Origin of the sequence: Halomonas sp. FeN2 (assembly GCF_020595105.1) — a bacterium.
GTDB classification, from domain to species: domain Bacteria; phylum Pseudomonadota; class Gammaproteobacteria; order Pseudomonadales; family Halomonadaceae; genus Vreelandella; species Vreelandella neptunia.
Window position 1 is genome coordinate 797,328 of sequence record NZ_CP074200.1, and the last position, 26,557, is coordinate 823,884.

Genomic DNA, 26,557 nt, shown 5'->3' on the forward strand with positions numbered 1-26,557 from the left:
AGCTAGCTAAACACTAGTGTTTGGGGCCGATAGCCATCCTGCTAGTTCATTATTGATGACGGCTAACAGTGCCTCAATATGGTCGTCGCGATCATTCAGGCAAGGGATATAGCTGAACGTTTCGCCGCCTGCTTCCATAAAGCTATCGCGGATCTCCTCTTCGATCTCTTCCAGGGTTTCAACACAGTCGGAAGAGAAAGCAGGCGACATAATCGCAATGTGCTTATGCCCCTGCTTGGCGAGTTCTGCCACATGCTTAACGGTTTGTGGGCCGACCCATTTTTCAGGGCCAAACTGCGACTGAAAAGCGGTATCCACTTCCTCTTTGCTAAAACCAAGCTTCTCGCGGAGCAGGCGCGTCGTTTTCTGGCACTGACAGTGGTAAGGATCACCCTCCATCAGGTAGCGCTCGGGAACGCCATGGTAGCTGGCAACCAGCTTGGTCGGCCGGGTCGAAAAACCGTCGTAGGCTTCTTGCACCGAGTTGGCCAACGCCTGAACGTAGGCGGGATGTTCAAAATAAGCGGGCACCGTACGTATATAAGGCTGCCACTTCATCTTCATCAGGGTGCGAAACGCCTGATCATTCGCCGTCGCCGTAGTGGGTGAACCGTACTGAGGGTAGAGCGGAAAAAACACGATTCGCTCGCAGCCCTTCTCCTTTAATCGCGTCAGCACGCTTTCCGTCGATGGGTTACCGTAGCGCATGCAGAAATCGACTTCGACATCATCACCGTAAAGCGCTTTTAAACGAGCGGTCATCTTCTCGGTCTGAGCACGCGTTGTCGTCAACAGCGGGCTTTCGTTTTTCTCGTTATTCCAGATTCCCCGGTAGGCCTTGCCCGATGAGAAGGGACGCTTGGTCAAAATAATCAGCTGTAGCAACGGTTGCCATTTCCAACCGGCATAGTCAACCACGCGCTTATCAGAAAGAAACTCATTGAGGTAACGACGCATTGACCAGTAGTCGGTGGCATCCGGGGTTCCCAGGTTTGCCAGCACAACACCCACCTTGGCGCGCGCTACCGGCGGATGCTCGCTGGGTGCATGAGCCAGGCGGCCCTCGCCCGGCTGATCCTTGACGACATTCTCGGTCATTACTCGTGCTCCTGAAAAATAACGATGGTACTCAGTACATCTATCAATTAATTAAATCTTATCACTTTTCGGCAAACTGGCGGTATAAAGTTATACTATCGGCATTATTTGTATAACTACAGGCCAACTTATGTCCAAGCCTTTGCTTTTGGTGCTCGGGGACCAGCTCTCGTTTTCACTCACAACGCTGCAAGACGCGCCCGCCAATGCCGTGGTTGCCCTATTTGAAGTTGGCGAAGAGGCGAGCTATGTGCCCCATCATATCCATAAAATTGGCCTCTTTTTGGCCGCCATGCGTCACTTTGCTCAAGCACTGCGCGAAAAGGGCTTTCAAGTACATTACAGCGCGTTGGATGATGCGGATAACTGCCACTCCCTTATTGAAGAAGCTGAACGTATCGCCCAACAATATGGCTGCGATGAGATACGCGTTGCCCGACCTGGCGAATGGCGGCTATGGGAGACGATGCAGCAGCGCGAAAACGCAACGATTCCGTGGCGACTTCTTGAGGATGAGCGCTTTTTCACTACACCCGATGACTTTAGCCAGTGGGCAAGTGGCCGCAAACAGCTGCGCCTTGAGTACTTTTACCGAGAACAGCGCAAACGTACCGGCTACTTAATGGAGGGCGACGAGCCCGTGGGCGGCAAATGGAATTTTGATCACGACAATCGCCAGCCTATCAAAGCCAAACTGGATTTCCCTGAGCTACCTCAACATCGTCAGGATGCGATCACCCAAGAAGCGCTAAACGATGCCAAGGGCCATTTTGGCGACCACATGGGGTCTCTGGATAATTTCAACCTGCCAGTCACTCGTCGACAAGCACTGGTGGATTTACACCATTTTTTAGACCATGGACTGGCTGATTTTGGCCACTATCAAGATGCAATCAGTGACTCTGCACCTTATTTGTATCACTCGCGCCTCTCAGCTGCGATGAACATCGGCCTGCTGTCACCCCATGAGGTCTGCGAAGCTGCCGAGCAGCGCTACTACGACGGCGACGTGCCGATCAACGCCGCGGAAGGGTTTATCCGTCAGATACTTGGCTGGCGCGAGTATGTGCGCGGGCTCTACTGGACGCAGATGCCCAACTACAAGGGTGCTAATCAGCTAGGTTTTGAGCGCGAACTGCCAGCGTTTTACTGGGACGCGGATACCGATATGCGATGCCTACAGCGTGCTATTCAGATGACCATCGACAATAGCTACGCCCACCATATTCAACGACTGATGGTCACAGGCAATTTCGCATTGCTGTGCGGGGTTAAACCTGAGGCGCTATGTGACTGGTACCTGGCGGTTTATGCCGATGCCAGTGAGTGGGTAGAGCTGCCTAATACGCTGGGGATGGTGCTCCATGCCGACGGCGGCTTAATGGGCTCGAAGCCCTACTGTGCGTCGGGCAAGTATATCGACAAAATGTCCGACCATTGTCAGCACTGCCGTTACTCACCCAAGCAGGTCACGGGGGCAAAAGCCTGCCCTTTTAACAGCCTTTACTGGCACTTTCTCGAAACCAACGTTGAGCACCTGAGCAAGAACCCTCGCATGAAGCTGATTTACGGCTCCCTCAACCGCATGGCCAATGAGAAGCGCGAGGCTATCCGCCAACAGGCTGAGCACTTTTTGGATCAATTGGAAGCATCGCCTGGCTACGGGCAGCCCTGCCACACAGCAGGTTATTCGGCTAATACCAAAAGGGAGTCACCATGAGCCGCTACACGCCACTACATGCTGCACCGCCAGTTACGCTATTTCACGATGGCCACTGCCCCTTTTGCCAACAGGAAGTCGCATGGCTGGAAAAGCATCGCCATCGGGAACACATCGCGCTGGTAGATATCCAGGCACGTGATTTTAACGCTCAGGCGTATGGGCAGGACTTTAACGCCATGATGGGCCAGTTGCACCTGCGTGATAGCCAAGGGAAATGGTATATCGGCATGGATGCCAGCCGTGCCCTCTATGCAGTGTTGGGCTATCGGCGGCTGGTGAAATTTTCATGTTTGCCGGGAGTACACGGCATAATGAATGCCGGTTACCGGTTTTTTGCCCGTCGCCGCATTCAGCTTGGGCAGTGGTGGGAAAAGCGTCAGACTAAACGTTAATGGGTGTGATCAGCGTTAAAAAACGAGCGGCATACGCGATGTGAGCGGCTCACTATAGTGCGCATCGCGGCCTATCACTTCATCGTGAGGCACATGCTGTACCAGGTAGGCGCGATGAATACCGGCGCGCTTGAGATCCATATAGGCATCGTCCAGCGAGCGAAACAGCATTGGCTTGGTACGCTGCGTCAGCATATGGCGCTCGCCTTCAACGTCTTCCAGCTCAATCTGATAAAAACGGCTGCCCGAATGGGTAATCACGCGAATTTCAAAATTGTCGTGATTGGCGACAAACTGCTTAAGATCCTTAAGCTCCATGGTTCCCTCCTATTATTTGGCTATTTCATACGTTATGTCAGACGGAATGTCATTAGGGCACAGCATGGCTGTACCCTGTGACATTTCTGTTGCCCCGTCATTGCAATGTAATGACAATAAGCAATAACTAGACATTAATAGCTAGGAGGCCAATAGTGCAAGAGAGTTCCTGACCGGAAGGTCAAGATATCAATTGATTATTGATATTCAGAGGGGTCGATGGCTTTACCAAGCGAATTGCGGTCAATCCAGTTACCGCCTTTAGTCTCTTTGTAACGGAACACGACCTTATCACCCACCGTCACAGGCAGCTCACCATCTTCAGTCTGGTAACTATACTTCTCGCCTGCGACCACTAAATGGTAGCGATAAAGATCCGGCATACCTAGCCACTCTTTAAAAGGGCCTTCGCGCTCTATCGCCTCTAGCTCACCGCGACCTTCTAACTTAGGAAGACGCTGCCGGTTACCGCGCCGAAATCCACCTGCCATTTGCTGCTCCCGTTTTTACATATCGTGGGTGAGGCATTATACGAACTCGCCCCCTATCCTCAAGCTACTTATCACTAGCCTGTCATCACAAACCAGTCATCATTTACTTAGTCGCCGAACGCTTGGCCGTAACTATCCGGGGCCAAATCCTCAAAGCGGGTATATTTGCCGATAAAGGCCATATGCACCGTGCCGATAGGGCCATTACGCTGCTTACCGATAATTAACTCAGCAATCCCCTGATTGTCGGGATTATCTGGATTATAGACCTCATCGCGATAAACGAAGGCAATGACGTCGGCATCCTGCTCGATCGCACCAGATTCCCTCAGATCCGACATCACCGGGCGTTTATTGGGGCGCTGCTCCAAGGAGCGGTTCAACTGAGAAAGGGCCACCACAGGGCAGTTAAACTCTTTCGCCAACCCCTTCAAGGAGCGCGAAATCTCGGAAATCTCACCGGTGCGGTTTTCGCTAAAACCAGGGATCTGCATCAACTGAAGATAATCGATCATGACCAGCGCAATATTGCCATGTTCACGCACCACACGGCGCAACCTTGAGCGCATCTCGTTAGGCGATAAGGCTGCGGTATCGTCGATAAACAGCTGTTTGTCTTTAAGCAGGTTGACCGCAGAAGTTAAACGCGGCCAATCCTCGTCTTCCAACTGCCCGGTACGCACACGGGTTTGATCGATTCGGCCCAGGGACGATAGCATCCTCAGCATGAGCGACTCTGCGGGCATCTCCATGGAGAACACCATGACTGGCTTGTCGCTTGAAATCACCGCATGTTCAACCAGGTTCATAGCAAAGGTCGTTTTACCCATCGAGGGTCGTCCGGCGATGACCACCATGTCGGATGGCTGTAACCCGGTGGTCATTTCATCCAGATCACGAAAACCGGTGGATAGCCCGGTCATTTCACCTTTCAGATTAAACAGCTCATCGATACGATCCACCGCCTTGGTCAATAGATCGCTCATGCCAATGGGGCCGCCCGTTTTGGGGCGCTCCTCGGCAATCTGAAACACTAACCGCTCGGCTTCGTTGAGCAGCTCATCAGCCGGGCGCCCTTGGGGAGTAAACGCACTATCAGCAATTTGATTAGCCGCCCGGATCAACTTGCGCAGCGTAGCCCGCTCACGCACGATATCTGCGTAGGCGCGAATATTACTGGCAGAGGGCGTATTACGGGCAAGTTCGGCTAGAAACGCCAAACCACCGACCGTATCCAAGTGATCACGCGCTTCCAGCGCTTCGGAAAGCGTCACCACATCCAGCGGCTGACCGGCTTCAGCCAGATGAATCATCACGTTGAACACCAAACGGTGCTCATAGCGGTAGAAATCATCAGCGACCAACCGCTCTGAAACGTTATCCCAGGCCTGGTTGTCTAGCATGAGCCCGCCTAGTACCGATTGCTCCGCCTCTAATGAATGCGGCGGCAGTTTTAACGCTGCCGTTTCTGTATCAGCAGAAGGCTGGTCCTGCATAGCGAGCTCCTTTAAACACTACTGCGTAGCCGGTGAAGATGCTTATCTTAGTCGCATACAGCGCGACTACCAACATGATCAAGGCGTTGTCTTAAAATACCCAGCGGGGATTCGCTAGATAGTTTTGGCAACGCCCAAAATAGCGAATAACCAGAAAAACAAAAGGCGCGGGAGAAACCCCGCGCCTTTTGAGGCAGCTGTATTAGCTGCAGTTAGTAACGACTTTACGTCGTCTCTAACTTAATTACTCGCTCAATTACTCTGCAACTACCACTACGCGTACAACGGCATCCACTTCAGCGTGCAAGTGAAGGGCGATGTCGTATTCGCCGGTTTGGCGAATCGGGCCATTCGGCATACGGACTTCGCTTTTGGCGACATCGATGCCAGCAGAGGAAATCGCGTCGGCCAGGTCACGCGGACCAATAGAACCAAACAGCTTGCCTTCATCGCCTGCTTTGGAAACCAAAGACAGCTCGATGTCGTTTAGCTGCTCAGCGCGCGCTTCGGCTTCTGCCTTACGCTCAGCGGCTTGCGCTTCTAGCTCAGCACGCTGTGCTTCAAACGCTTCGATGTTGTCTTTGGTGGCCGGTACGGCTAAGCCGTAAGGCACCAAGTAGTTACGACCATAACCAGGCTTCACGGTGACCTTGTCACCCAGGCCGCCCAGCTTACCAATGTTGTCGAGCAGAATGACTTCCATCTCGTAAACCTCTTGTCAGTTGCTGCGGGCAAGGCGTGCGCGAACGTTCGCGAATGTATCAATCAGCCCCAACAGCAGCACAATGAGAATCGTGGGCCAGGTCGTGATCAGTAGCACATAAAATGCTACCAGCCACAGCCCGTTCATCCCCTTTATTCCAATAAACCCGTGCACTAACGCAACGCCAGCTACCAACAGCGGAATCCAACCAAGCATCGCCAGCGCATGAGCGCCTAGCAGCATACCTATCACCCCAATGACGACCAGCACGGCCAGCTCTTTAGGGGTCAAGCGCAGTGCGTGAAACTCTTCGCGAAAGCCACCTGGGTTGTACAACCCAGCCTGCCAACTCCGCGCAAGTGCCAAGCACACTATGGCTGCCAACAGCACTACAAGCCCGGTTACGCCCCCCACCACCAGTGCAGCGATGGTTTGAGTGTCGTAGCCTTGATTGGCAAATTCCGTGAGCATGCGATCCACTTCTTCTGAACCTTCTCGCAACTGCTCAAGCATTAGCTCAGTACCACCTGGCGGACTGAAGATGCCGAGTTGAACCATGACAGCGGCGACCAATGTCCCCACAATCAAGGTTTCCCCCCAACGCATCCTCTCGCGCAGGATAACGGCCATCAGCGTAACCAGCAGTAAGCTAGCAAGCGGAATCACATCACCCTGAGCCCACCACCAACCGGCCGGTAGTGCTGCAGCGATGATGACCGGTAGCGCAGGGGCAAAACCTCTGCGCAACGTCATCAATGCGGCGATGGCTGCACCTAACCAGAACAGCCAAGGCACTAGCGTTGCTAAGGCCGCCCCGCCTGCAGCGTAAGGCGTGCCCCGCATTAGCCATCGGGCTAGTGCCAGCATCACGTTAAACGCTTACTGGTGGCTATCGGAGTAGGGCAGCAGTGCCAGATAACGCGAGCGCTTGATAGCGGTCGCCAACTGACGCTGATAGCGTGCTTTGGTGCCGGTAATACGGCTTGGAACGATCTTGCCGGTTTCGGTGATGTAAGCCTTCAGCGTGTCCAGATCTTTGTAATCGATCTGCTTGATGCCTTCAGCGGTGAAGCGGCAAAACTTACGGCGACGGAAAAAACGTGCCATGGACTAGCTCCTTAAAACGTGCAGTGAATAAAATCAGGCAGTTTCTTCTTCTTCAGCGCGCGGTTTTTCTTCGCGACGCGGACGTTTTTCTTCTGCCGGTTTCATCATCGGGGAAGCTTCGGTAACAGCTTCTTTGCAGCGAACAACCAGGCTGCGGATAATGGCGTCGTTGTAACGGAAGATATTCTCGATCTCGTCGAGGGTCTCGCCGGTACATTCAACGTTCATCAGCACGTAGTGGGCTTTGTGGATCTTGTTGATCGGGTAAGCCAAGTGACGACGGCCCCAATCTTCTAGACGATGCACAGTGCCGCTGTTTTCGGTAACGATGCTGGTGTAGCGCTCGACCATTGCCGGCACCTGCTCGCTTTGATCCGGGTGGACCATAAACACGATTTCGTAATGACGCATGGGATCTCCTTGCGGTTTGACAGCTTCCTTTGTGTGCCATTGCTTAACGCAATAAACGACGACAGGGAAGCAAGGAGTTAACTGAAGTGCTCCGACACCGCGCTAGGCGGCCACAGGGGCATCAAACAGAACTTTTCATTTTAGCAAAAGCTAATACTTCAACGACAGCTAACACCCGCTTGCAGACAAACGGGCGCGTGTATCTTAGTAGCACGGCGGTTAACTTGCAAGCTGGCGCTGACGAACAGCCTCGAACAGGCAAATACCAGTGGCCACCGAGACATTAAGGCTAGAGACCTCCCCCGCCATGGGAAGCTTGGCAAGATTATCGCAGGCTTCGCGAGTTAAACGCCGCATACCCTTGCCTTCCGCCCCCATCACCAGCGCGGTGGGGCCGGTCATGTCGATGTCAAAGACGCTGGCCTCTGCCTCGCCAGCCGTACCGGTTATCCAGACACCGGCATCTTTTAGCTTGGCCAGGGTGCGCGCCAGGTTAGTCACTTGATAAACCGGCACCACTTCGGCGGCGCCACAAGCGACTTTACGCACCGTTGCATTGAGCGGTGCGGCTTTATCTTTCGCCACAATCACGCCGTGGGCACCGGCGGCATCCGCGCTACGCAGGCAGGCACCAAAGTTATGCACATCCGTCACGCCATCCAAAATCAGCAACAGCGGTGGTGTATTCGAGGGCCAGGCGCGCAACTTAAGCCAGAGCGACTCTTCACCTTCAGGCGTTAACGGCGGACAAAACGCCACCACTCCCTGATGAGCCGCCCCCTGGGTTAGCTGATCAAGCAAATCTCGCGGCTGCTCTTTTACTCGAGCGCCATGCGCCTGGGCCTGGGCGATAAGCTCCTTTAAACGGCTCCCTGCCCCCTGCTGCACCCAAAGCTCTCGGGGCGCCTCGCCCCTGTCTAGCAGGCTTTGCAGGGCATGAACGCCATATACCTGATCCAAACCATCAGGGGTCTTGGGCCCCCGCCGTGAAGACGCCGACTTCATACTCAGCCCTTATTCGGTGATGGTTTGCGTGGGCCGTTGCGCGTACGGCGTGGGCCGCGACGTGTAGCGGGCTTCTCGCCATTGGACTTCTTATCCCCAGCGGCTTTGCCACTCTCACCTTTAACACCAGCGCCTTTAGCACCCTCTTCCCCACCGCGGCTCTTACGCGGCTGGCGGCGTGGGCGCGGCTTTTCATCACCCAGCCCAAAGTCAATCTTACGATCGTCCATATCGACACGCGCCACTTGGACGGTAAGACCATCGCCCAAGCGGTAGGTCGTGCCGGTACGCTCACCTTTCAAGCGGTGCTTCTCAGCTTCGTAGTGGTAATAGTCCGAAGGCAGCGACGTTACGTGAACCAAGCCTTCCACGTAGAACTCATCAAGACGCACAAACAGACCAAACTGAGTGACGGAGGCGATGGTACCTTCGAACGTCTCGCCGAGCTTGTCGGACATAAACTCGCACTTCAGCCAGCTCTCTACATCACGAGTGGCTTCGTCGGCACGGCGTTCAGTCATCGAGCAGTGCTCACCCAGCTCAAGCATCTGCTCAAAGGTATACGGACACCACTTGCTGGGCGGCTCAACCGGCGCGCCTTCTACGCGCAGCACCGTGTTGGTTTGGCGCGGACCTCGGATCACCGAACGAATAGCGCGGTGCACCAGCAGGTCGGGATAGCGTCGAATCGGCGAGGTAAAGTGGGCGTAGGCTTGGTAGGCCAAGCCAAAATGGCCTTCATTTTGCGGTGAGTAGACCGCCTGATTCATCGAGCGCAGCATGACCGTCTGAATGATATCGAAGTCAGGGCGGTCGGCAATCGTTTCACGCAGTGCTTGATAGTCCTGCGGAGTGGGCATATCACCGCCGCCGACAGCAAGGCCTAACTCGTTCAAGAACAGGCGCAGCTTATCAAGCCGTTCCGGGGTCGGTCGCTCGTGGATACGGTAAAGCGCCGGCAAATCATGCTTATCCAGGAAGCGCGCAGTCGCCACGTTGGCCGCCAGCATGCACTCTTCAATTAGCTTGTGAGCATTGTTACGGCTACGCGGAACGATTTTTTCGATTTTTCGCTCATCGTTAAAGATGATGGCCGTTTCAGTGGTATCAAAATCGATCGCCCCACGCTCGGCACGCGCTTCGCGCAACAAGTAGTAAAGCTCTTCCAGATTTTTCAGCGGCTTAACTAGCTCGCTATGCTCTGCCCTTAGCGCCTCACCCTCTTCGCTCTTCTCGTCGAGAATCGCGGCCACCTTGTTATAGGTCAGACGAGCGTGGGAATTCATGACGGCTTCGTAGAAGCGGTAGCGGCTAATCGCACCGGTTTGCGAAATATTCATTTCGCACACCAGTACTAAGCGATCCACGTGGGGATTCAAGGAACAGAGCCCGTTGGACAGCAGCTCCGGCAGCATGGGAACCACTTGACCAGGGAAGTAGACCGAGTTGCCACGGGTGCGGCCTTCATCGTCCAACGGCGTGCCTGGGCGGACATAGTGGGAAACATCTGCAATGGCGACGAGCAGCTTCCAACTACCGGATTTGGTTTTCCAGGCACACACCGCATCATCGAAGTCCTTGGCAGACTCGTCATCGATAGTAACCAGCGGTACGTCGCGCAGGTCTACGCGGTGCTGCTTATCCTCTTCCAACACCTCCGCTGAAATGCCAGCAATCTGATCAAGCACTTCAGGCGGAAACTCTGCAGGAATATCGTAACTGCGAATCGCAATATCAATTTCCATACCGGGATCCATACGCTCGCCCAGCACTTCGATCACTTCACCCACTGGCTGTACACGGGTGGCCGGCTGCTGAACGATTTTGGCCGAGATCACCTGGCCATCTTTAGCGCCACCGCAGGCGCTATGAGGAATAATCACTTCCTGAGTAATACGCGGATTCTCCGGTATCAAAATACCAAACTCAGGCGTATTACTCCGGTAAACGCCGACGATGGTTTGCGTGTTGCGTGCAATCACATCGGCAATGGTCGCCTCATCACGACCGCGGCGATCGCGTCCGCTAATGCGCGCCAGCACGTGGTCTCCGTGAAAGACACGGCGCATTTGGCGCGGGGGCAATACCAGGTCGGGTTTTTTGCCATCATCGCGTAGCAGAAAACCAAAGCCATCACGGTGCCCAAGCACCTTGCCTTTAATCAGATCGAGTTTGTCGATCAGCGCATAGGCGCCACGACGGTCACGCAGCACCTGGCCGTCGCGCTCCATCGCCGCCAAGCGGCGCCTGACGGCTTCTATAAGTTCTTCGTCTTCCAGCCCCAGCATGCGGCTCATATTTTCGTGAGTGATCGGCTTGCCATAGCTTTCTAAGGCTGCAAGCAAATACTCCCTGCTTGGCGCCGGGTTGCCATATTTATGCGCCTCGCGCTCGGCGTGCGGATCATCACTTAACGTCCAATACTTCATGCGATCAACATCCTTGATGGCGTCATTTGCGAGAGGCATAAAAAAGGCGCAAACGCGTTGCGTTGCGGGCTGGATATTTCAACGCTTGATAGGTTGAAATGAATAGGGTTTTGTTTAGTCATAGGCGCAGTATAGCGCTGCACGTTCAATCACCCAACCGTCTTAGACGTAGTTTATACGATTTGCGTTATAAAAAGCGCATAAGGGGTCTTGCATTTAACCATGACCCCGGTATTATACGCGCCACTTGCCCAGATGGCGGAATTGGTAGACGCGCTAGCTTCAGGTGCTAGTGTCCGTATGGACGTGGAGGTTCAAGTCCTCTTCTGGGCACCAAACTGCTTTTATGCTATCTATTGGTATAAGCAGTAAGGTGTTAGGCAAGGTTTGTGTTCGCCCAGGTGGCGGAATTGGTAGACGCGCTAGCTTCAGGTGCTAGTGTCTGTATGGACGTGGAGGTTCAAGTCCTCTCCTGGGCACCATACGAACACAAACGGTAAGTAGTTAATCCAAGCGTTAGATGATGCGCCCAGGTGGCGGAATTGGTAGACGCGCTAGCTTCAGGTGCTAGTGTCCGTATGGACGTGGAGGTTCAAGTCCTCTCCTGGGCACCATGACTTACATGGGCCAGTCCGCATCATTACTCTCCCTATTAAATGCTTGTTCGTCCCCCCTTTTTTTCGAAGCATTTCCCGGATTATTGGAACCTGCCCGGACGTCGTGCCACTTCTTCAAGTGCCCACCCCTGTATACGCAACTCTCCTTCCAATACAGACTCTACTTCCGTTGCTAAGTCTGGGAAGAAGTTAAGCCCTGTGCGTGCCTCAATCTCATCGATGGTCACCAAATAGTCATCCAGCGGCTCATTGCCCCGAACGTCTTGTGGCATGATGAACGCTAACGCTAATGGTGCCTCGTTGTGCGGCGCCACTATGATCTTGTAAAAAGCCGAAGGCACTTCGACCAGTCCCACCCGGTTGAACACGTTATCCATAAAGTGTTCTGGGTAAATGGGGCCGGTAATCACCTGCAACCGGTCAAAGCGTGGCGCAAAGTGATCCATCACCGCTTCTTCTAACCGCTGCCAGAGCTGTCGGTTCAGATTGGGCCGTTGCGGAGTCATATTGCTCATTAGGAAGGTATCGACCTGAGCGCTGCGCCCATGCACCGCTGCAATGGCGTAGTTTGGTGCTAAATGCCCCCGGTCGTAGCCGCTACCGGCATAGCTGTCTGTGCCAACTGGCCATAGCGTGCGCCAATCGGCTTGAAAATTTGGCCGCGGGCCAATACTCGAGTCTTCCACTGCTTCAACCTGATAGCTTACCCACAGCGGATTGACCCGTACATCAGACCATCCCACCAAGTAGCCGTCATTGCGCAGCACTCTGTGCATCGTAGTGGGGCGAAACTCCTCCCAAGTAGGCACCCCCATCCAGGTGTAGGCATCTTTATGCTGGCGCTCCTGAAACTCCCACAGCCCTGTGCCTACCACAACAAACAGCACGGCGATGCCTAGGCGTCGACCTTGACGACGCCAGCTCGAAAGCGATATTCCCAACACTCTTACTCCCTGGCTAGCGCTTACGAGCGCTTATCATTTTATGTCACGCTTAAACGACTATAACTACAATAATGGCGGCAAACCTGTTCCGATCACCAGCCTAATGAAAACATCGTTTCTAGATCGTGGCGGGAGTGAACCTGCATGGCATTCAGGGTTTCTGTATCGCTAATACCTTCCACGGCGTTCAAGCGCTCAGTCACCAATTCGGCCAAGCTTTCAAAATCACGGGTGCGGGCAATTGCCACCAAGTCGTAGCGGCCACAGGTGGAGTACACCTCGCTAATGCCCTCTACATCGGCCAAGCGCTCGGCCACTGCCTTAACCTGGCCTTTATCGGTATTGATTAAAATGACTGCGTTTTGCATGGCGCGCCCCTTAAGAGAAAATGGTCATAAAAGTAGTATCAAAGCTGGGCAGAGTATAGCAGCGACGAGGAAGCGAGCGCAGCACCCGGCCACAGCGTGACCAATTGTCGCTATTCAAGCTGCACTATTCGCACAACCCTTATACATCCGCTAGCATGTAGTTGAAGTATAGGAATGAAAAAATATAGCTGGTTGGAAAATATAGCTGATTAACAGATGCAGCTGAGAGCTCCGGCTAATAAGATGATGCGGAGCACAAAGAGGTGGATAACCACCCGATAACGTGACCAAACGTCAGACCGTGACGATAAGGAGAAATCATGGCTAATAAGAGCCGTCGTGACTTTATGCGCAACAGCATGTTGGGCCTTGCAGCCCTTCCACTGGGAGCTGGCATTCTTTCTAAAACTGCTTTCGCCCAAGAGCTGCCGCGCCTTGATCCTTCCGCAAGCAACGCCCAAGCGCTTAACTATGTAGAAGATGCCAGTGAAGCCAGCGATCACCCCGCTTATGAAGAGGGCGAACGCTGCGATAACTGCATGTTCTTTAATGCAGATACTGAGGGTTGCCAGCTATTTCCAGAGAATAGCGTAGCACCCTCTGGCTGGTGCCAATCCTGGACTGCTCAGGCTTAAGCATTTAAAACCTGATAGTGTATAACCACCCCTACCCCGCCATTTGAGCGGGGTAGTTTTGTTTTAAGCACACTCGCACCTAAGAAGCTGGGCTTTCATCCTCTACCGGCCAATGAAAACGCCGCGTTACCCGCCCCTCTTCCAAAGAGACAAGATGAACAGGGAAGCCCCATAGCTGCTGAAGATGGCGAATCACCGGGTAAACACTGCGGCCTAGCGGGCGGCGGCTATCCTGGACGTGATGAAGTGTTAGCGAGCGATCCCCACGAATGGCCGCTTCGACCACTTGAATATTGGGTTCGCGGACAGAGAGCGCGTACTGGGTCGCAAGCGCTTCGCGAACCTGGCGGTAGCCCTGTTCATTATGAATTGCTGCGACTTCAAGCGTCTCCACCTGATCGTCATCCACCACCAAAAACAGCTTATGGTCGCGCATTACTTTCGGCGATAAAAACTGCTGGATAAACGACTCATCCTTGAAGTTGCGCATCGCAAACTCCAGCGTTTCCCGCCATGGCGTGCCTGCAATATCAGGGAACCACTCGCGATCCTCATCGGTGGGTGCTTCGCAGATCCGTTTAATATCCATAAAGATTGCAAAGCCAAGGGCATAGGGGTTAATCCCACTGAAGTGAGGATGATCAAACGCTGGCTGGTTAATGACCGCCGCATGAGACTGGAGAAACTCCAGCATTAATCCCTCATCGACATTGCCATCATCGTAGAGCCGGTTCATCAGCGTGTAGTGCCAAAAGCACGCCCAGCCTTCATTCATTACCTGGGTCTGCCGTTGAGGATAAAAATACTGCGCCAATTTGCGCACAATCCGCACGATTTCACGCTGCCAGGGCGCCAGCAGCGGCGCATTTTTTTCAATAAAGTAGAGCAGGTTCTCTTGAGGTTCAGGAGGATAGTGACCGCCGCTGTGCAAGCCTAGCGGGTCATCGTCAGCATGCAGGCTCCCCGCTGCCAGCGGCGAATCGCTGATAGATGACTCAGGAATGGTACGCCAGAGCATATTCACCTGGGTTTGCAGGTAGCTTTCACGCTCCTCCTGGCGCTTCGCTTCCTCTTCGGCTGAGATCGGCGAGGGACGCTTATAACGGTCGACCCCGTAGTTTTGCAGCGCATGGCAAGCATCCAGCAATTGTTCAACGGCCTGCACGCCGTGGCGTTCTTCACACTTGGCGATATATTTACGCGCAAACACCAGATAATCAACGATTGAAGAGGCGTCGGTCCAGGTGCGGAACAGGTAGTTACCCTTAAAAAAGGAGTTGTGGCCATAGCAGGCGTGGGCCATCACCAGCACCTGCATCATCAGCGTATTCTCCTCCATTAAATAAGCGATGCAGGGGTCGGAATTGATCACCAGTTCATAGGCCAACCCCATCTGGCCGCGCTTGTACGCCTGCTCCACGGCCAGAAACTGCTTGCCGAACGACCAGTGATGATAGCCCACCGGCATGCCTACACTGGCGTAAGCATCCATCATCTGTTCGGTAGTGATGACTTCTATCTGGTTGGGATAGGTATCCAGCCGATACTCATCAGCAAGCCTGGCCAGCTCCGCATCAAAACGCTCCAGTACACTGAAGTTCCAATCAGAGCCGGTGGCAATCGGCTTACGCTTGCGGGTCGCACTCATAGCCCACTCCTCTACACGCGGTCACTAACCTGTATACAAGGTCACTAGGACTGGCTTAAGCGGCGCTTAAACAGTTCACGAAAGACCGGATAAATATCGCCCGCCTCCACGATTTGGCGCATGGCAAAGCGTTCGGGGAACTCTTTCACCACACTTTCGTACTCATGCCACAGTGACTGATGGTCATGGGGTGTGATCTCAACGTAGGCGTAATATTGAAGCTGCGGCATTAACTGTTTGACCAGTAAGTCGCGGCAAATATTCGAGTCATCGTCCCAGTTATCACCATCGGAAGCCTGGGCCACATACAGGTTCCATTGGCCAACGGGATAGCGCTTTTCGATGATTTTATTCACCAGGTTCAGCGCACTGGAAACAATCGTACCGCCGGTTTCCCGCGAGTAGAAAAACTCCTCCTCGCTAACTTCCCGAGCAGCCGTATGGTGGCGTACAAAAACCAACTCGACTTTCTCGTAGTGCTTCTCCAAGAACAGATACAGCAGCAGGAAAAACCGCTTGGCAATGTCTTTGTGGTTTTGGGTCATCGAGCCGGAGACATCCATGACGCAAAACATAACCGCTTGATTAGAGGGCTGCGGCTGTGCGCTTAGCTGGTGGTAGCGCAAGTCGTAGGTGTCAATAAAGGGTACGCCCGCGATGCGCTTCTCCAGGCGCTCAATTTCGGCTTTAAGCTCGGCAATACGAGTGGGGTTACGCAGCACTGTGTCCTTGCGCTCTTCGGCCTCCAGGGCCTCAGTCGCCTCTTTTAACGCCCGCTTAATCGGCGCACGCATAGCGATGCGCCGAGCATAGGCTTCACGCATCGAGCGGGTAATGCTAATCCGCGACGGCACACCGTCCCGGGAGAGTCCCGCCCGCACCATTTTGACCTCTTCAAGCGATTTCAACGGTTTGCGCTGCAAATGGGGCAGTTCTAAGCCGTCAAACACAAACTCCAAAAACTCTTCGCGGCTCAGCGTAAAAGCGAACTCATCGACGCCTTCACCCTGATTAGAGGCGCCGCCCTCGCCTGCGCCACTACCGCCCCCTTGGCCACTGGGGCGGCGGATTTTATCACCCGCGACAAACTCTTTATTGCCGGGTGAAACGATATTACGCGCCCCACCCGGGCCGTGCTGGAAGACCGGCTCGGAGATATCCTTTGCCGGAATCGAGACTTTCTCACCGCGCTCCATATCAGTAATCGAGCGGCGGTTAACGGCCTCTTCAACCGAGCGCTTGATATGCTTACGGTAGCGCTCCAAAAAGCGCTGCCGGTTCACCGCGCTTTTATGTTTCGCGTTCGGCCTTCGATCAATAAAGTAGGTCATACGACCTCCTTAAACGCCCATCTTAAGCACGCCATCCTTACTGGGACTTGCGCACGCGCAGATACCACTCGGATAGCAACCGCACCTGTTTCTCGGTGTAGCCACGATCGACCATCCGCGCCACAAAGTCTTCGTGCTTTTTCTGATCCGAGCGGGAAGCCTTGGCATTGAACGAAATAACCGGCAACAGCTCTTCGGTATTGGCGAACATTTTGTGCTCGATAACGCCTTTGAGCTTTTCATAGGACTGCCAGCTCGGGTTCATACCGTTGTTTTGTGCCCGCGCCCGCAGCACAAAATTGACCACCTCGTGGCGGAAGTCTTTGGGATTCGAGATACCCGCGGGTTTTTCGATTTTCTCCAGCTCCTCGTTGAGCGCCTGGCGGTCTAGCAACTCGCCGGTCTCATGATCACGATACTCCTGATCCTGAATCCAGAAGTCTGCGTAGGTTACATAGCGGTCGAAGATATTTTGGCCATACTCGCTATAGGATTCGAGGTAAGCGGTCTGGATCTCCTTACCAATAAAGTCCACATAACGAGGCGCCATATACTCTTTGATAAAGCCCAGGTAGCGCTCAAACACTTCCGATGGCAGCTGTTCACGCTCCAACGCCTGTTCCAGTACATACAGTAAATGAACCGGGTTAGCGGCCACCTCGGTGCTGTCAAAGTTGAATACCTTGGAGAGGATCTTGAACGCAAAGCGGGTGGAGAGCCCCTGCATACCCTCGTCAACGCCTGCGGCGTCGCGGTACTCCTGTATCGACTTGGCGCGAGGATCGGTGTCTTTCAGGTTTTCACCGTCGTAGACGCGCATTTTCGAGTAAATATTGGAGTTTTCCGGCGCTTTTAGCCGCGACAGTACCGAGAACTGGGCCAGCATGCGCAGCGTGTCCGGTGCGCAAGGCGCGGCGTTAAGCGAAGAGTCTTCGAGCAGTTTTTGATAGATCTTGATCTCTTCGGTAACCCGCAGGCAGTAAGGCACCTTGACGATATAAACCCGGTCGAGGAACGCTTCATTATTGCGGTTATTGCGAAACGCCTGCCACTCCGACTCGTTGGAGTGGGCCAGAATCACGCCATCAAAGGGAATCGCCCCCATGCCTTCAGTGGGGTTGTAGTTGCCCTCTTGCGTCGCGGTAAGCAGTGGATGCAGCACCTTAATCGGCGCTTTGAACATCTCCACAAACTCCATCAGGCCCTGGTTAGCACGGCACAAACCACCGGAGAAGCTATAGGCATCCGGATCATCCTGGGAGTAAAGCTCCAATTGGCGGATATCGACTTTACCCACCAGCGACGAGATATCCTGGTTGTTCTCGTCACCCGGCTCGGTTTTGGAAATAGCGATCTGGTTAAGCCGTGATGGGTATAAACGCACTACCCGAAACTGGGAGATATCGCCGCCGTACTCTTTGAGCCGCTTCGCCGCCCAGGGCGACATGACGCTACGCAAATAACGCTGTGGAATACCGTACTCTTTTTCGAGTAGTTCGCCGTCCTCTTCGGGCGAGAACAAGCCAAGCGGCGACTCGTAGACCGGCGAGTCTTTAATGGCATAGAACGGAATCCGCTCCATCAGCAGCTTAAGACGCTCTGCCAGCGACGACTTACCACCACCCACAGGGCCAAGCAGATAGAGAATCTGTTTGCGCTCTTCAAGCCCTTGGGCCGCATGGCGGAAGTAGGAGACGATTTGCTCAATGGCCTCCTCCATGCCGTGAAACTCGGCAAAGGCTGGATAGCGACGAATCACTTTATTGGAAAAAATACGTGATAGACGCGGGTCTTTCGCCGTGTCGATCACTTCAGGCTCGCCTATGGCTTCCAGCATGCGCTCGGCGGCGCTGGCATAAACCTTCGGATCACGGCGACAAAGCGCCAAGTACTCCTCAAGGCTCATGTCCTCTTGCTGAACGCGGGAAAAACGGTCTTGAACGTGATCAAAGATGCTCATGGAACTCTCCTGTGGCCCATCCCCAGGCAGTCACCGCCAAGCCAAGTGTTTCGCAACGGCGTGCCAAACGAGGTGTCGCTTTTTTAGCGTAGTCAGCATTAGCAAAAAGTGATGACTAAAACCTTCAACGCTGCAGCGATATAGATAAGAGAATTATTCAGACGAATAGTTGCGTTAGTCCAGGCATCACCAATAAACGCAAAGCACTAAAACAGCGACGCCGCTGCATATAGGCAGCGGCGTCACTGGGCTGAAGGCACCAAACAGCGGCAAAAAAGAGAGTAACTGACGGCTTTAACGCTCAAGTACCGCGCGAATATCGGCCAATAGACCGTCTAGCAATTCAACGGTGGTGTTCCAGGCACATACAAAACGCGCGCCACCTGCGCCAATAAAGGTATAGAAGGTCCAGCCTTTAGCTTTCAACGCTTCAATCGCGTGGGGCGGTAATTCAACGAACACGCTGTTGGCTTGGGTAGGGAACATGAGCGATACGCCGGGTAGCGCTTGCAGCCCTTCCGACAGGTAGCGCGCCATCTCGTTGGCATGCTGTGCGTTGGTTAGCCAGGCACCGCTTTCTAGTAGCCCTAACCACGGTGCTGAGACAAAGCGCATCTTGGAAGCCAACTGCCCTGCCTGCTTGCAGCGGTAGGAAAAATCCTCAGCTAACTCACGGTTAAAAAACAGAATCGCTTCGCCAAACGCTAAGCCGTTTTTGGTACCCGAAAAACACAGCGCATCCACTCCCACCTGCCAGGTAATTTCTGCCGGAGTGGCATTTAGGCTGGCGCAAGCGTTGGCAAAGCGGGCGCCGTCCATGTGCAGGCGCAAGTCATGTTTATCAGCAATGGCGCGAATCGCCATGAGCTCTTCCCGGGAGTAAAGCGTGCCTACTTCAGTGGCTTGCGTGAGCGATACCACTTTAGGTTTCGGGTAGTGAATATCGCTGCGTTTGGTGACCAGCGCCTCAATGCCTTCCGGCGTTAGCTTGCCATTGGCCCCAGGAGAGGTCAGCAGCTTCGCTCCGTTAGAGAAGAACTCCGGACCGCCGCACTCGTCGGTTTCGATATGCGCCAGCTCGTGGCAAATAACGCTGTGGTAGCTGCGTCCCATTGCAGAGAGTGCCAGGGAGTTGGCGGCGGTGCCGTTGAAAACGAAGAAGACATCGCAGTCGTAGTCAAACATCTCGCGAAAGCGATCCGCGGCGCGTGCTGTCCAGAGATCATTACCGTAAGCCAAATCATCGCAACGATTGGCTTCTAGCAGATATTCCATCGCCTCCGGGCAAATACCTGAGGTGTTATCACTGGCTAAAAAACGCGGGCTACACTCCGAGGTCATGACGACAGTCCTTTTATCTGGCGATCGAACGGCGCGAGCTGGGTGCCACTCGCGCCTTTAATATCTAACCATGCTTAATAGTTAGATTAGTCATTTAGTCTATCGCCATTTATGGGCTAACGTCACCCGCCAAGGCAATCGCACGTAGAAAGCGTCTCGTTCAAGACCGCTTTCTGGTAACGGCGATAGGGTAATGCGAGGGCCTTCCGCCATGTGTGGCGGTCTTGCAGCCCTGTGGAAGCCCTTGTGGGAGGGCGATTTATCGTTGGTTCGACACGTCGACGAAGGGTGCTGCAAGCTCCCCTGTGTCTCATCATGCTGGTAGCCTGAACATTCGCGAGCTAAAGCTCCCTCCCACAAGGGCTATAAGCCTGCTGAGATAGAGATGCTTGCAGCACCTTTCGCCAGCTATTGATAATGCACGATTGTCCTGCGTCACCTGCGCTTTTAAGCACTTACTTATTTAAGTATTTGCTTATTTAATGACTTGATTCTCAACCTGCCCTTGTGCACTTTTTTACAAACTCGCCGCCAGACGAGTGCCCTGCTCAATGGCGCGCTTGGCATCCAGTTCGCTGGCTTCATCCGCGCCGCCGATTATATGTACCGACGCCCGCGAACGCTCTAGAGGCGCCAGCAGATCACGCACTGACTCTTGCCCGGCGCACACCACCACGCTATCCACGGCAAGTACTTGGTCAACGCCATCGCGGCGAATATGCAGCCCCTCGTCGTCGATTTTGAGGTATTCGCAGCCGGTGAGGGTTTCCACCCCCCGCTGCTTAAGCGATGCGCGGTGAACCCAACCGGTGGTTTTCCCCAGGTACTTGCCGGGCTTGGAGGTTTTACGCTGGAGCATGACAATCTCACGGGGAACCACGGGCGCCGTCGGCGCTTTTAAACCGCCCCGCTCGCCGACTGCTAAATCAACGCCCCACTCGTCGCACCATTCAGCAATGTCCAACGCTGGATGGCCTTGGTGTGCCAGCAGTTCGGAGACATCAAAACCAATACCTCCTGCGCCAATCACCGCTACTTTACGCCCAACACGCTCAGGGGATTCAATCGCTTCGGCGTAGCTCAGCACCTTGCCGTGGTCGTGACCTGGAAGATCGAGCTCCCGGGGCTTAACGCCGGTGGCCATGACCACCTCATCGAAATCGGCGAGGGTTTCTGCGCTTGCCGTAGTATTTAGACGTACTTCTACCGCATATTTCTCCAGCATCACCCGGTAGTAGCGCAGGGTTTCGTTAAACTCCTCTTTGCCAGGAATCTTACGCGCGTAGTTAAACTGCCCGCCCAGCTCACTGCGCTGTTCGAACAGCACCACGCTATGGCCGCGGCTAGCGGCTGTCACGGCCGTTGCCAGGCCCGCTGGCCCACCGCCCACCACTGCAACGCGTTTAGGGGTTTGCGCGGGCTCTGTCAAAAGCTCGGTTTCATGACAGGCACGGGGGTTAACCAAACAGGAGGTCAGCTTTCCGGCAAAGGTGTGATCCAGGCAGGCCTGGTTACAGGCGATACAGGTATTGATCTCTTCCGCCAGGCCCTCTTCGGCTTTGCGTACCCAGGCGGGATCCGCCAGGAAAGGCCGCGCCATGGAAACCATATCTGCATGGCCCGCCGCCAGTACACGCTCGGCCACCTCAGGCATATTGATGCGGTTGGTGGTAATCAACGGAATTGACAGCGCCGACTTGATCCGCCGAGTCACCTCGGTAAAGGCGGCCCGGGGCACGCTGGTCACAATGGTGGGCACCCGGGCTTCGTGCCAACCAATACCGGTATTGATCACATTTGCCCCGGCGGCTTCGACCGCCTGGCCCAACGTGACGACCTCTTCCCAGGTGCTGCCCTCTTCGACCAAATCAATCATCGAAAGGCGGAAGATAATCACGAACCGTTCGCCCACCGCTTCGCGAACACGGCGCACAATTTCGACCGCAAAGCGCATACGGTTTTCAAACGCCCCACCCCACTCATCGTCACGCTGGTTGGTACGCTGGCAGATAAACTGATTGATCAGGTAACCTTCTGATCCCATGATCTCAACGCCATCGTAACCCGCCTGTTGAGCTAAACTTGCGCAGCGAACGTAGTCAGCAATTTGTTGCTCAACCTCATCACTAGCGAGTGCTTTAGGCATAAAGGGATTGATCGGCGCCTGAATAGCCGAAGGTGCCACAAGATCCGGCGAGTAGGCGTAACGCCCGGCGTGAAGAATCTGCATGCACAGATGACCGTCCTCAGCATGCACCGCGTCGACCACCTGGCGGTGTTCTGGCAACTGCGCCTCATCAACGAGCGCGTGGGCGCCCTGGAATACGGCGCCTTCCGCATTGGGGGCAATACCGCCGGTGACGATCAGGCTAACCCCTTCCCGCGCCCGCTCGGCATAAAATGCCGCTAAGCGCTCAAAACCATTGGGCGCCTCTTCCAAGTTGGTATGCATTGAGCCCATCAATACGCGGTTGGGCAGCGTTAAATGACCAATGGTCAGTGGGCGAAACAGATTTGGGTACGCGGGCGTTTGGCTCATCACGGGTCTCCTTAATTTTATTAGAAGCATTATAAAACAAATTCAAACAAGCGTATGACATCCAGAGCATCACGTATAGCCCCTAGATACTGGGTCTCTCGATGTTTGGTTTCTAGATACTGGGGCCAACCGCTTGCCCAGAACGCGAATCCGCGGCACATTACCCGGCTAACGATAAGGAACCGTTGCTATGCCCTTGATGTATTTTTTGCCACCGCTCGCCACCGTGCTTATCTGGTCGGGCAATATGACCATTAATCAGCTTAGCGTAGGCGCCATCGCGCCAAGCAGTATCGCTTTTTTACGCTGGCTGCTTGCCCTTGCGGTGATGACCCCGTTTGTGCTCCCAGCAGCTTTACGCCATCGCGACGAAATCCGCCGTCAGTGGCCTAAGCTGGCACTGCTGGGACTACTCGGCATGGGTCTATGGCAAGGGCTGGCCTATGTGGCGGCAGAAACGACGACCGCTACCAACATGGGCATTCTCGCCGCCATGGTGCCGTTATTAACGGTGCTGCTGAGCGCGCTGATTCTCCGCGAGCCGCCGACCCTCGGCGGCATTGTGGGCGGCGTACTGGCCTTCGTGGGGGTTACCGTTCTACTAGGGCGCGGTAATCCGCTCTCGCTGCTACAGCTACAGGTTGCCCTCGGTGATGCGCTGATGGTGGTAGCCGCTACCTGCTACGCGCTATATGGGGTAATGCTCAAACGCTGGTCAATGAATTTACCCCCCTGGGTGATGCTTTACGCCCAAGTCTGTTTTGCGGTGCTGTTCTTGTTACCGCCTTATTTGATGGGGCCAATGACACCTATCGATGGCCAGAATATCGGTCTGATTGTCTACGCGGGCATTCCTGCTTCGATCATTACCACCTTTTTATGGATGCGCGCGGTGCGTCAGATCGGTGCCAATCAATCGAGTATTTTCATCAACTTAATGCCACTGTTTAGCGCACTGATTGCGATGGCCTTCTTGGGCGAGCAAGTGGCGGGGTTCCACTTTACCGGTGGGCTGCTGATTCTGGCTGGGGTCATTATGGCGCAAACGCTGACACGCCCGTTAACACGCGGTTTAACCTCGGATAAGCCGAGCAGCGCTCGATAATGCTAGAATGGACGTCGATTTCTAACGCTGGGAAGCCCTGATATGTCCCTGGAAGAACTGCATCTTAATCTGCGCAACCTAATGAGCGATGACTACGATCAGCTCAAGGCATTGATGGACGCTGTCTATCACGATATCGGCGGAGCATGGCCGAAGCGCACCATCGACAAACTAATCCAGGAATTTCCCGACGGCCAAATCGCCATTGAAGACGATGGCCTTCTGGTGGGCGTAGCGCTCACCGTTCAGGTGGATTACGACGAATTCTCCAACCCGCATAAGTACGATGACCTGATCGGCCATCGCGAGATCATCCTCAACGACGAGGATGGTGACGCTATGTACGGGCTGGATGTGCTGATTCACCCGGATTACCGCGGTTATCGCCTGGGCCGCCGCCTTTACGAAGCGCGTAAAGAGCTGTGCCGCTCAATGAACCTGCGGGCGATTCTTGCCGGTGGGCGTATTCCTGAGTACCACCAACACGCCGATGAGCTCACGCCTGCTCAATACATCGATAAAGTCTCGCGCAAAGAGATCTACGATCCGATCCTGTCTTTCCAGCAGGCCAATGACTTTCAGGTAAAGCGGCTACTGCGCAAATACCTCCCGGAAGATGAGCAGTCGCGTGGCTACGCCACCCTGTTGGAGTGGAACAACATTCTGTTTGAGCCCGCTGCCAGCGTGCTCGACAACAAACCGACCCAAGTACGGGTGGGGGCGGTGCAGTGGCAGATGCGTGAGTTTTCATCGGTGGAAGCAGCGCTTCAGCAGATCGAATACTTCGTAGATGCGCTCTCCGACTACCAGAGTGACTTCGCGGTATTCCCGGAACTGTTCAACGCGCCGTTAATGGGCCTCCAAGACCGCGCCGCCCAGCAGGATCAAATGGGCGCGATTCGCTTTTTGGCCGGTTTCACCGAGCGCTTTAAGACTGAACTGTCGCGTATGGCAGTCTCCTACAATATCAATATTGTCGGTGGCTCGATGATTGAAGTAGGTGATGATGACCGACTCTACAACATCGCCTACCTCTTCCATCGCGACGGCACCGTTGAGCGCCAGGCCAAGCTGCATATTACGCCTCAAGAGCGCCGCGACTGGGTGATCGAGGGCGGCGACGAGCTACAGGTGTTCGATACCGACGCTGGCCGCGTGGGCATCCTGATCTGCTATGACGTGGAGTTTCCAGAACTTGGCCGACTGCTTGCCGACCAGGACATGGACATTCTGTTTGTGCCCTTCTGGACCGACACCAAAAACGGTTACCTACGCGTGCGCCATTGCAGTCAAGCGCGGGCGATAGAGAACGAGTGCTACGTGGTGCTCTGCGGCAGCGTCGGCAACCTGCCTTCGATTGAAAACCTGGATATCCAGTACGCCCAATCAGCGGTGTTCTCGCCGTCTGACTTCGCGTTCCCCCACGATGCAGTGCTGGCGGAAACCACGCCCAATACAGAGATGATCTTCTTCTCGGACTTGGATCTCACCCGCCTAACGGTAGTACGTGCCGAAGGTTCGGTGACCAATCTTAAAGACCGCCGCAAGGATCTGTTTGACCTACGCTGGCGCGACTGGTCGTGGAAATCAGGTGCCAATCTGGAGGATTGAGGGGTTAAATGTGAGGTGTGAGGTGTGAGGTGTAAAACAAACCACCATCACCCATCATAAATTCGCAGCCATATACAACGGCGCCGCCCAATTTGGGCGGCGCCGTTGTTTCTAAAACTGCCTTATGAGGTTCAATCAGGCCAAACGAGGTGTGCTGGAACGCGGCCTTTGGCATCAAACAGCACGCCCTCATCGCGTAATTTGCGGTGTTGACGTTCGGCGCCACCGTGATCGGCAAGTTTCAACGACGATGCGATCACGCGATGCCAAGGCAACTGGTGGCCATCCGGCAGGTGGCGCATCGCCGAACCTACCATGCGTGGGGTGGCGCCTTCGGTCATTGCGGCAATGCGGCCATAAGTCGTCACACGCCCGGGCGGAATTTGATCGACAATGGTGTAGATCTGTTCGAGTAATTCCGGCCGAGCCATGTGATTATCCTTCTATTATTCCTTGAAAGGCCTTGAGAGCGCATCTGAACGTGTTTAAAGCCCCTCAACCAGTTGATCGATCGCTTGGAAAGCTTCTTTGAGAGCAGCTTCGCGCTGTTGGTCACCCATATTCAAGCCTTCAGCATAGACCACGTGGGTATCTTTAATTCCCATCAGCCCCAGCATGGCTTTCAGGTGGGGCGTCTGGCTGTCAAATTCAGTGCCCGCGTACTGACCACCGCGCGCTGCAAGAATAATCGCTCGCTTGCCTTCCACCAACCCTTGCGGGCCGTTTTCGGTATAGCGGAACGTTTCACCGGCACGCAGAACACGGTCAAACCAAGCCTTCAGCTGTGAAGGAATACCCAGGTTGTACATCGGTACCGCAATGACCAGCACATCATTGGCGCGCAGCTCGGCCAGCAGTTCATCCGAACGCGCGGCTAACGCCTGCTGCTCAGCGGTACGCTCTGCGGCCGCCACCTGCCAAGCCCCCAGTTCACTAATATCCAGGTGAGGGAGCGAGGTTTTCACCACGTCACGCTGGGTAACGTCGATATCGTTGCGGGCATTAGCCTGCGCTAAAAAGCGATTAGCCAACGCATTGGATTGGCCGTTTTCAGCCAGAATAGAAGAGGTTATTACCAGGGCACGGGTCGTCATTGAAAGCTCCAAAGTCGTATAGGGAAGGATTGGAGGCTATTCTACGGCGCTTTCTAATAAGCAAAAGCGCAACGTTTTCCGACTTGTATTCGATTAAATCGAATCATGTGACGGCCAATAAAAAAGCCCCGCGACGCAAAATGCGAGGCGGGGCGCAGCCAGTGGGATAAATGGCTGTAGCTCGTTTACTT

At 54.4% G+C, this 26,557-nt stretch carries 24 protein-coding genes and 3 tRNA genes; 8 read left to right on the forward strand and 19 right to left on the reverse strand.

Annotated elements, in window-relative coordinates:
* Positions 1–6 precede the first annotated feature (6 nt).
* Positions 7–1,098, reverse strand: coding sequence for a ferrochelatase (gene hemH / locus KF947_RS03745; protein WP_227405480.1), 1,092 nt, complete (start codon positions 1,096–1,098; stop codon positions 7–9).
* Positions 1,099–1,228: 130 nt separating this feature from the next.
* On the opposite strand from hemH, the gene KF947_RS03750 reads away from it, so the two are divergent.
* Complete coding sequence (locus tag KF947_RS03750) at positions 1,229–2,818, forward strand: cryptochrome/photolyase family protein (RefSeq protein WP_227405481.1); 1,590 nt, start codon at positions 1,229–1,231, stop codon at positions 2,816–2,818.
* A complete protein-coding gene (locus tag KF947_RS03755; RefSeq protein WP_227405482.1) occupies positions 2,815–3,213 on the forward strand; it encodes a thiol-disulfide oxidoreductase DCC family protein in 399 nt (132 codons plus the stop codon). Before KF947_RS03750 ends, KF947_RS03755 begins: the two co-directional genes overlap by 4 nt.
* Positions 3,214–3,228: 15 nt before the next feature.
* On the opposite strand, the gene KF947_RS03760 is transcribed toward KF947_RS03755, so the two are convergent.
* The 9 genes from KF947_RS03760 to rnr form a co-directional block, all read right to left on the reverse strand.
* Entirely contained in the window at positions 3,229–3,531 is a 303-nt protein-coding gene (locus KF947_RS03760) for a DUF6482 family protein (RefSeq protein ID WP_022522726.1), read from the reverse strand.
* A 197-nt stretch (positions 3,532–3,728) separates the two neighbouring features.
* A complete protein-coding gene (locus KF947_RS03765; RefSeq protein WP_022522725.1) occupies positions 3,729–4,022 on the reverse strand; it encodes a hypothetical protein in 294 nt (97 codons plus the stop codon).
* Positions 4,023–4,129: 107 nt separating this feature from the next.
* Positions 4,130–5,518, reverse strand: coding sequence for a replicative DNA helicase (gene dnaB / locus KF947_RS03770; RefSeq protein WP_009287667.1), 1,389 nt, complete (start codon positions 5,516–5,518; stop codon positions 4,130–4,132).
* Positions 5,519–5,774: 256 nt separating this feature from the next.
* Entirely contained in the window at positions 5,775–6,221 is a 447-nt protein-coding gene (gene rplI, locus KF947_RS03775; protein ID WP_133730184.1) for a 50S ribosomal protein L9, read from the reverse strand.
* A gap of 15 nt (positions 6,222–6,236) precedes the next feature.
* Entirely contained in the window at positions 6,237–7,088 is an 852-nt protein-coding gene (locus tag KF947_RS03780) for a hypothetical protein (RefSeq protein WP_133730237.1), read from the reverse strand.
* A 12-nt stretch (positions 7,089–7,100) separates the two neighbouring features.
* Positions 7,101–7,328 carry a 30S ribosomal protein S18 gene (gene rpsR, locus KF947_RS03785; RefSeq protein WP_008958980.1) on the reverse strand — a complete coding sequence of 76 codons (228 nt, stop codon included), beginning with the start codon at positions 7,326–7,328 and terminating at the stop codon, positions 7,101–7,103.
* 33 nt (positions 7,329–7,361) lie between these two features.
* Positions 7,362–7,739 carry a 30S ribosomal protein S6 gene (rpsF, locus tag KF947_RS03790; protein WP_133730183.1) on the reverse strand — a complete coding sequence of 126 codons (378 nt, stop codon included), beginning with the start codon at positions 7,737–7,739 and terminating at the stop codon, positions 7,362–7,364.
* A gap of 219 nt (positions 7,740–7,958) precedes the next feature.
* Complete coding sequence (gene rlmB / locus KF947_RS03795) at positions 7,959–8,744, reverse strand: 23S rRNA (guanosine(2251)-2'-O)-methyltransferase RlmB (RefSeq protein WP_133730182.1); 786 nt, start codon at positions 8,742–8,744, stop codon at positions 7,959–7,961.
* A gap of 2 nt (positions 8,745–8,746) precedes the next feature.
* Entirely contained in the window at positions 8,747–11,173 is a 2,427-nt protein-coding gene (gene rnr / locus KF947_RS03800; protein WP_133730181.1) for a ribonuclease R, read from the reverse strand.
* Positions 11,174–11,422: 249 nt separating this feature from the next.
* Here rnr and KF947_RS03805 point away from each other — a divergent pair.
* From KF947_RS03805 to KF947_RS03815, 3 genes are all read left to right on the forward strand, one after another.
* A tRNA-Leu gene (locus KF947_RS03805) sits at positions 11,423–11,509 on the forward strand.
* A 59-nt stretch (positions 11,510–11,568) separates the two neighbouring features.
* A tRNA-Leu gene (locus KF947_RS03810) sits at positions 11,569–11,655 on the forward strand.
* Between the two features lie 45 nt (positions 11,656–11,700).
* Positions 11,701–11,787 (forward strand) — tRNA-Leu (locus KF947_RS03815).
* 83 nt (positions 11,788–11,870) lie between these two features.
* On the opposite strand, the gene KF947_RS03820 is transcribed toward KF947_RS03815, so the two are convergent.
* Both KF947_RS03820 and KF947_RS03825 read right to left on the reverse strand, forming a co-directional pair.
* Positions 11,871–12,731: a DNA/RNA non-specific endonuclease gene (locus KF947_RS03820; RefSeq protein ID WP_133730236.1), complete on the reverse strand. Its 861-nt coding sequence runs from the start codon at positions 12,729–12,731 to the stop codon at positions 11,871–11,873.
* Between the two features lie 95 nt (positions 12,732–12,826).
* The gene (locus KF947_RS03825; RefSeq protein WP_008958975.1) at positions 12,827–13,102 is read right to left on the reverse strand and encodes an Lrp/AsnC family transcriptional regulator; all 276 of its coding nucleotides are present in this window, start codon (positions 13,100–13,102) and stop codon (positions 12,827–12,829) included.
* A 320-nt stretch (positions 13,103–13,422) separates the two neighbouring features.
* Between KF947_RS03825 and KF947_RS03830 the strand changes: the two genes are divergently transcribed.
* On the forward strand, positions 13,423–13,737 hold the full coding sequence (locus KF947_RS03830) for a high-potential iron-sulfur protein (protein ID WP_133730180.1): 315 nt from the start codon (positions 13,423–13,425) through the stop codon (positions 13,735–13,737).
* Between the two features lie 79 nt (positions 13,738–13,816).
* Here KF947_RS03830 and KF947_RS03835 read toward each other — a convergent pair whose 3' ends face one another.
* The 5 genes from KF947_RS03835 to KF947_RS03855 form a co-directional block, all read right to left on the reverse strand.
* Positions 13,817–15,385 (reverse strand): SpoVR family protein, encoded by a 1,569-nt coding sequence (locus KF947_RS03835; RefSeq protein ID WP_227405483.1) that lies wholly within the window; start codon positions 15,383–15,385, stop codon positions 13,817–13,819.
* Positions 15,386–15,429: 44 nt separating this feature from the next.
* Positions 15,430–16,716: a YeaH/YhbH family protein gene (locus tag KF947_RS03840; protein ID WP_133730178.1), complete on the reverse strand. Its 1,287-nt coding sequence runs from the start codon at positions 16,714–16,716 to the stop codon at positions 15,430–15,432.
* Positions 16,717–16,753: 37 nt separating this feature from the next.
* On the reverse strand, positions 16,754–18,676 hold the full coding sequence (locus KF947_RS03845; RefSeq protein ID WP_088699075.1) for a PrkA family serine protein kinase: 1,923 nt from the start codon (positions 18,674–18,676) through the stop codon (positions 16,754–16,756).
* Between the two features lie 294 nt (positions 18,677–18,970).
* Positions 18,971–20,017 carry a threonine aldolase family protein gene (locus KF947_RS03850; RefSeq protein WP_009287653.1) on the reverse strand — a complete coding sequence of 349 codons (1,047 nt, stop codon included), beginning with the start codon at positions 20,015–20,017 and terminating at the stop codon, positions 18,971–18,973.
* A gap of 517 nt (positions 20,018–20,534) precedes the next feature.
* Entirely contained in the window at positions 20,535–22,556 is a 2,022-nt protein-coding gene (locus KF947_RS03855; RefSeq protein WP_227405484.1) for an NADPH-dependent 2,4-dienoyl-CoA reductase, read from the reverse strand.
* A 190-nt stretch (positions 22,557–22,746) separates the two neighbouring features.
* Here KF947_RS03855 and KF947_RS03860 point away from each other — a divergent pair, with 190 nt between their 5' ends.
* Together KF947_RS03860 and KF947_RS03865 are read left to right on the forward strand one after the other, a co-directional pair.
* Positions 22,747–23,661 carry a DMT family transporter gene (locus KF947_RS03860; RefSeq protein ID WP_133730175.1) on the forward strand — a complete coding sequence of 305 codons (915 nt, stop codon included), beginning with the start codon at positions 22,747–22,749 and terminating at the stop codon, positions 23,659–23,661.
* Between the two features lie 42 nt (positions 23,662–23,703).
* The gene (locus KF947_RS03865) at positions 23,704–25,272 is read left to right on the forward strand and encodes a bifunctional GNAT family N-acetyltransferase/carbon-nitrogen hydrolase family protein (RefSeq protein WP_133730174.1); all 1,569 of its coding nucleotides are present in this window, start codon (positions 23,704–23,706) and stop codon (positions 25,270–25,272) included.
* 131 nt (positions 25,273–25,403) lie between these two features.
* Here the strand turns inward: KF947_RS03865 and KF947_RS03870 are convergent, their stop codons facing one another.
* Positions 25,404–25,703, reverse strand: coding sequence for an MGMT family protein (locus KF947_RS03870; RefSeq protein WP_022522712.1), 300 nt, complete (start codon positions 25,701–25,703; stop codon positions 25,404–25,406).
* Between the two features lie 54 nt (positions 25,704–25,757).
* Entirely contained in the window at positions 25,758–26,366 is a 609-nt protein-coding gene (locus tag KF947_RS03875; protein ID WP_133730173.1) for an FMN-dependent NADH-azoreductase, read from the reverse strand.
* Positions 26,367–26,557 lie beyond the last annotated feature (191 nt).